Origin of the sequence: Breznakibacter xylanolyticus (genome assembly GCF_003254275.1) — a bacterium.
Classification (GTDB): domain Bacteria; phylum Bacteroidota; class Bacteroidia; order Bacteroidales; family Marinilabiliaceae; genus Breznakibacter; species Breznakibacter xylanolyticus.
In genome coordinates, this window is the sequence record NZ_QKZK01000005.1 from 190,517 (window position 1) to 196,871 (window position 6,355).

The following is a 6,355-nucleotide window of genomic DNA, read 5'->3' on the forward strand; positions in this document are numbered from 1 at the left end:
GGGGCTCTGTCATCATAAAAATCAGAGTTCCTTTGTTTTTTAACTCACCTCTCCCCTGCTCCATACCATTTCCATCAATCAGAAAAATGTTGTTTCTTTGTTTCGCCCGATGCGGAAACGCCCAAATCACTCGGGCGCTCATCAATTATTTGACATTACCATGGCTGAAATAGGCAAATACAACACCCTGAGAGTGGTGAAAGAGGTAGATTTTGGGGTTTACCTCGACGGCGGCACGCACGGCGAAATACTCATGCCGGCTAAATATGTACCGGCCGGTTGCCAGCCCGGCGATGAGGTAACGGTGTTTGTGTACACCGACTCCGAAGACCGCCCCATTTGTACCACCGAAACGCCCCTGGCCACCGTGGGCGAGTTTGCCTTGTTGCGTGTCAAGTCGGTCACTTCCATCGGGGCGTTTCTCAACTGGGGACTGCTCAAAGACCTGTTTGTACCCTTCAACGAGCAGAAAGCCAAAATGCGCGAGGGGGGTAAATATCTGGTGTATGTTTATCTCGATGACGAATCGGGCAGGGTGGTGGCTTCGGCCAAAATCGAAAAGTTCCTCGACAACGTCATTCCCACGTATGAGATTAACCAGGAAGTGTCGTTGATGGTTATTGGCGAAACCGACCTTGGCTACACGGCCATTGTCAACAACCTGCACACGGGGCTTCTCTATGCCAGCGAAGTATTCGAATACCTCGAACCGGGGCAGCGCATCACGGGCTACGTTAAAAAGGTACGCGAAGACGAGAAAATTGACCTGATCCTGCACAAACCCGGTTACGAAAAAATCGATAAAATATCGTCAGATATTCTCGACGTGATTCGAAAAAACGGTGGTTTCATCCCTGTCAACGATAAGTCAGATGCCGAAATGATTTACGACACCTTTGGCATTAGCAAAAAATCATTTAAAAAAGCCATTGGTGCACTTTATAAGCAACGCCTCATTGTCATCGAAGCAGAGGGCGTGCGCTTGGTCTGAACCGCAACCACACTCATAGACAACATATTTATGCACTTATCTCATATCCAATCACGATTTGAAGAGGCGCGCCAATTATTGGACAGTTACATGGGCGATGCCCGCAACATGGAGCAAATTCTTCAGGCGGCTCAGCTCATCAGCGAAGCCATTCACCGCGGCCATAAAGTGATTTCGTGCGGCAACGGCGGCTCCATGAGCGATGCCATGCACTTTGCCGAAGAGCTGTCGGGGCGTTTTCGCGATCACCGCCGCAGCCTGCCGGCCATCGCCATTTCCGACCCGTCGCACATCACCTGCGTGGCCAACGATTACGGGTTCGACCACATCTTTAGTCGTTTTGTAGAAGGGCTGGGTAACAGCGGTGACGTACTGCTGGCCATCAGCACCAGCGGCAACTCACCCAACGTGATCAACGCCGTGCTTCAAGCCCGCGAAAAAGGAATGAAGGTGATTGCCCTTACCGGCAAAACGGGCGGCAAACTCAAAGATATGTGTGATGTGAGCCTTCACGTCGATTACCAGGGCTACTCAGATCGCATTCAGGAAATTCACATCAAAATCATCCACATTGTCATTGAGGTGATTGAAAAAATGTGCCCGGATCAGAATTAACCCGGATCGCATCCAAAAATAAAGGACGCCAAAGATGGCGTCCTTTATTTTTTAGCACCAATATGTCGCTCATCAGCGTTCTTCCAATTCGGCATAAGCACTGAGCAATTGTTCCTGCACATCCTGCGGGACTTTTTCGTAGGCCGAAAATTTCATGACGTAAGAGCCACGTCCCCCCGTGATGGAACTGAGCGACGTGCTATACTTGTTCATCTCCTTGAGAGGTACCTTGGCTTTGATGACTTCGTAATGTTTTTCGCTACTCATGCCTTCAATGATGGCGCGTCGTCCTTGCAGGTCGCTCATCACATCGCCCATCCGATCGGATGGAACACGCACTTCCACATCGTAAATGGGTTCCAGAATTTTGGGGCCGGCTTCCCTGAAGGCGGCACTAAAGGCGTTGCGTCCGGCCAGCTTAAAGGAAATCTCATTCGAGTCGACCGGGTGCATCTTGCCATCGTAAATCAGCACACGAATGTCTCGGGCATAAGAGCCGGTCAGAGGGCCTTCTTCCATTTTTTCCATAATGCCCTTGAGTATGGCCGGCATGAAGCGGGTTTCGATGGCTCCCCCCACCACACAGTTGCAAAACACCAATTTCCCACCCCAGTCGAGATTTATTTCCTGCTGGTCGCGAATGTTGACTTTAAACTCCTGCCCGCCAAATTTATAGGTTTGATTGTTGGGCATACCCTCATACCAGGGTTCGATGATCAGGTGCACCTCACCGAATTGTCCGGCACCCCCCGACTGCTTTTTGTGTCGATAATCGGCACGTGCCATGCGAGTGATGGTTTCGCGATAGGGAATGCGTGGGGGAAACAATTCAATTTGCAGCTTGTCAATGTTTTCGATGCTCCACTTCATGGTGTTGATGTGAAACTCACCCTGACCATGTACGATCGTTTGTTTCAATTCCTTAGAGTATTCCACATTCAGCGTCGGATCCTCGTTGTGCATGCGCTGGAGAATCTCGCTTAAACGTTCTTCATCACTTTCGCTGAGGGCTTTAATCGCTGTACGATATTTGGGTTCGGGATAATGGATGGGTTCAAACACATATTCACATCCTTTCCCGTTAAGCGTATGATCGGTGTGAGTTTCTTTCAATTTTACGGTAGCTCCGATATCGCCGGCCACCAATTCGGTCACTTTATGGCGGGTATTACCGGCCACGCCAAACAGTTGGGCAATACGCTCCCTGGCATCTCGATTCATATTGGTGAGATCCATGCCATCCTGAATTTTGCCCGACATTACTTTAAAGAACGACACTTCACCCAAGTGTGGCTCCACAGACGATTTAAATACGTACACCGATGTGAGCCCGGTGGGGTCGTAAGGGACAGGCGTGCCATTTTTGTCGGTCGGGACAGGCATCTCCGACACGTTGGGAACCACGTTGTTAATGAATTCCATCATTCGTCGCACACCCATGTCTTTTTTTGCCGAGATGCAAAAGATGGGGAACATGTCGCGATGAATCAATCCTTTGTGAATTCCTTCGCGCATTTGGTCTTCGGAAAGGGTTCCTTCTGAAAAAAATTTCTCCATGAGCGCCTCATCGTTTTCGGCGGCCGCTTCTATCAGAATGTTATGCAACTCTTCGGCACATTCTTTCTCCGATGCAGGGATGTCGATCTTGTCGGGGGCTCCGCCTTCGGGTTTCCACACGTACATTTTCATTTTTAGCACGTCCACCATGGCATTGTAGCCGGTGCCGGGATTGACGGGATATTGCACAATCACCGCTTTTTTGCCAAAAACCTCCTGTGCCTCTTCGACACAACGGTCGTAATTGGCTTTTTCGTGATCGAGTTGGTTGATGACCAGGATGACCAGTTTTTGATACTGCTCGGTATAACGGAACATGGTTTCCGTTCCATTTTCAACCCCTTGCGTGGCATTGATGAGCAAAAGAGCGGTATCGGTCACGTTGAGCGATGTGATGGCGCCGCCGATAAAATCATCGGATCCGGGACAATCAATGAAATTGATTTTTTTGCCCAGCCATTCGGTGAAAAGAACCGATGAATAGACCGAATAGCCATACTCTTGCTCCACCTTGTGATAATCAGAAACGGTGGATTTTGATTCGATGTCTCCGCGGCGACTGATCACCCCACCCTCGAACAGCATCGCTTCCGCGAGGGTGGTTTTCCCAGAGCCTGCGCTACCCAATAAAGAGATGTTCTTTATCTGGTCGGCTTCATAAACTTTCATAAGCGTCAGATTTAGGAGTTTGGATTAAAAAAAGGAACTCCTTCAAAATTAACATTATTTGGCAATCGAGCAACTATTTTTATGAACTTATTACAATGTTGCGACAATTAAATATTTTTTCAGACCATTGGGTTGAAGATATTTTTTCTATGTTTGCGATGAAGCAGAGCATTAAAGAAGAATCTATCGTTTAAAAAGCCGCATACACAGCTCTTCATTTCGAAGAGCAATGATGTGACTTGTATGCCCGTTCTGTTTAATAATTTATTGACCTAACTTACATATTGGATGAACCACACATTATCCCAAGTGATTTGTATTGACGAAGATAATGCGTCAACTGTCATGCCTGCATTACGGTATGTCCGGTAAAATTTTGCAACGATGGCAGCGGAAGCGTCATCTCTCTTAATCCGGAACTCTGCATCGCCTGCGGTGCCTGCATTGATGCCTGTACCCACCAGGCTCGCTACTTTGTTGATGACACCGATTTTTTTCTCGAAGAAGCAGAACGGGGCGTACCCATGATCGCCATTGTGGCACCGGCCATTGCTGCTAATATGCCCGACAGCTATCTGAAATTAAACGGATACTTAAAAAGCAAAGGTGTTGCTGCTGTTTTTGACGTCAGCTTTGGTGCCGAACTAACTGTAAAATCGTACCTGCAACACATCAAAAAAAACCAACCGACCACTGTCATCGCTCAACCCTGCCCGGCCATTGTGACCTATATTCAGCTCTATCAGCCGGAACTTATTCCCTACCTTGCACCGGCCGACAGCCCCATGCTGCATCTCATCAAAATGGTGCATGCCTCTTTCCCTCAATACAAAAACCATCGTGTGGTGGTCATCTCGCCATGCGTGGCAAAAAAACGGGAGTTCGAAGAAACAGGCTTGGGCGACTACAACGTCACCATGAAGACACTCATGGATGCGATGGAATTTGAAGGCGTCAACATCCATGATTTTCAGGCCACCCCTTACGACAACCCTCCGGCCGAAAGAGCAGTATTGTTCTCATCGCCGGGAGGGCTCACCCGCACCGTTTTGCGTGAAGCGCCTGAATTGGCTGACAGAATCCGAAAAATAGAGGGACCGTCGCTCATCTATCCCTACCTGAAAGAACTGCCCGAACAAATCGCATCGGGTCGAGCACCCCTGCTTATCGACTGCCTCAACTGCCATTTGGGTTGCAACGGTGGAACAGGAACCGCGAACCGTAAAACGGCCGCCGACATACTTGAAACACGCATAGATGCCCGCTGCAGCGAGGCAAAAGCCAGGTACACTCCTAATTTCATACAGCGAACACTAAAACAACATCCCCTTAAACAAACCATTGACAGCCATTGGAAAAATAATACGTACAGCCGATCCTATCATAACCTTAGCCACAAAGTAGATTTACGCATCCCCGATGATCAAGCACTGAAAACCATCTATCGTAAAATGAACAAATTTGCGGACGATGACATTAAAAACTGCTCATCGTGCGGCTACGGTAGTTGCGAACAAATGGCAGTGGCCATCTTTAACGGACTTAACAAACCCGAAAACTGTCACCATAACACGCTTGCGGTGTTTACCGAAACGGCCATGAGCATCAATGAAACCATTCAGGAAATAAGTGCCAACACCCAAAACATCAACATGGTGTCGGTTGAACTATATGAGCTGACGAATAAATTGCGCAAAGAATTCAACCGACTCAAGGACGACGTGCTGCACAACACCACGCTAATCCGCGATTTTGACAAAATCACCGAATCGCTCAATAACATCTCCCGCCAAACCAACCTCTTATCGGTGAACGCATCCATCGAAGCCTCACGAGCCGGCGAAGTGGGTCGTGGCTTTGCCGTGGTGGCGCGCGAAGTAAAATCCCTGGCCGAACAATCGGGCAACGAATCGAATAAAATCAAACCCTACCTGACTCGCTTTGAAGGGGTTTTCAAAAATGTTTCGGAAAACATTGTGGATGCCACCCGGGAATTTGAGCATTCAGCAGAAATCACAGGTGAAGTGGCCAAATCAATTGAAAACCTGGCTGTCGCACTCGAATTCCTGAGTGAAAAAGCAGGTGACTTGTTGCGGTTTAAGGAGAATTGATGGCCATTGCGGTTCTCTGAAACGGAACGCAAATAAAATACAAAGGCGCAAAGTCACTCAAAAGTGCTTTGCGCCTTTGCTTATCCGGTTCACTCAACCCATCTTGCAGCTTTCCATCCAAAATTCATTAAAAAAACACCTTTTTTCACCTCAAAATAGGCTCTTTTGCTCTATTTGCTTTTGTAATACATTGATAATCAGTGTCTGAATTTTCGAAAAATCATTTGTAGTACACAAGGGGGTATTGTATATCAGCGGTTTACATGTTTACTTTGGGGCATGTATTTCAAAGTATCCATGCGCACCAACCCCGAAACGGGAATCTATAGCGGTTATTACCGTGTTTAGTGGAGAGCTAGCGTCATTACGCTACCTTTACAAAGCGAAAATCTGTAGTACACAAATCCGAACT

Annotated in this window: 4 protein-coding genes and 1 pseudogene; 4 read left to right on the plus strand and 1 reads right to left on the minus strand. The window is 47.9% G+C overall.

Annotated features, from left to right (window positions below; all coding sequences use genetic code 11):
- The first annotated feature begins 160 nt into the window (after positions 1 to 160).
- Both LX69_RS04715 and lpcA read left to right on the plus strand, forming a co-directional pair.
- Positions 161 to 991: a CvfB family protein gene (locus tag LX69_RS04715; RefSeq protein WP_111444683.1), complete on the plus strand. Its 831-nt coding sequence runs from the start codon at positions 161 to 163 to the stop codon at positions 989 to 991.
- Between the two features lie 30 nt (positions 992 to 1,021).
- Positions 1,022 to 1,606 (plus strand): D-sedoheptulose 7-phosphate isomerase, encoded by a 585-nt coding sequence (lpcA, locus tag LX69_RS04720; protein WP_111444672.1) that lies wholly within the window; start codon positions 1,022 to 1,024, stop codon positions 1,604 to 1,606.
- A 72-nt stretch (positions 1,607 to 1,678) separates the two neighbouring features.
- Here the strand turns inward: lpcA and LX69_RS04725 are convergent, their stop codons facing one another.
- Positions 1,679 to 3,832, minus strand: a complete 2,154-nt coding sequence (locus tag LX69_RS04725) for an elongation factor G (RefSeq protein ID WP_111444673.1) — start codon at positions 3,830 to 3,832, stop codon at positions 1,679 to 1,681.
- A 401-nt stretch (positions 3,833 to 4,233) separates the two neighbouring features.
- Between LX69_RS04725 and LX69_RS18330 the strand changes: the two are divergent.
- Both LX69_RS18330 and LX69_RS04735 read left to right on the plus strand, forming a co-directional pair.
- A pseudogene (locus LX69_RS18330) lies at positions 4,234 to 4,296 on the plus strand (4Fe-4S binding protein); the annotation flags it as partial.
- 60 nt (positions 4,297 to 4,356) lie between these two features.
- Entirely contained in the window at positions 4,357 to 5,943 is a 1,587-nt protein-coding gene (locus LX69_RS04735; RefSeq protein WP_111444674.1) for a [Fe-Fe] hydrogenase large subunit C-terminal domain-containing protein, read from the plus strand.
- The last annotated feature ends 412 nt before the right edge of the window (positions 5,944 to 6,355 follow it).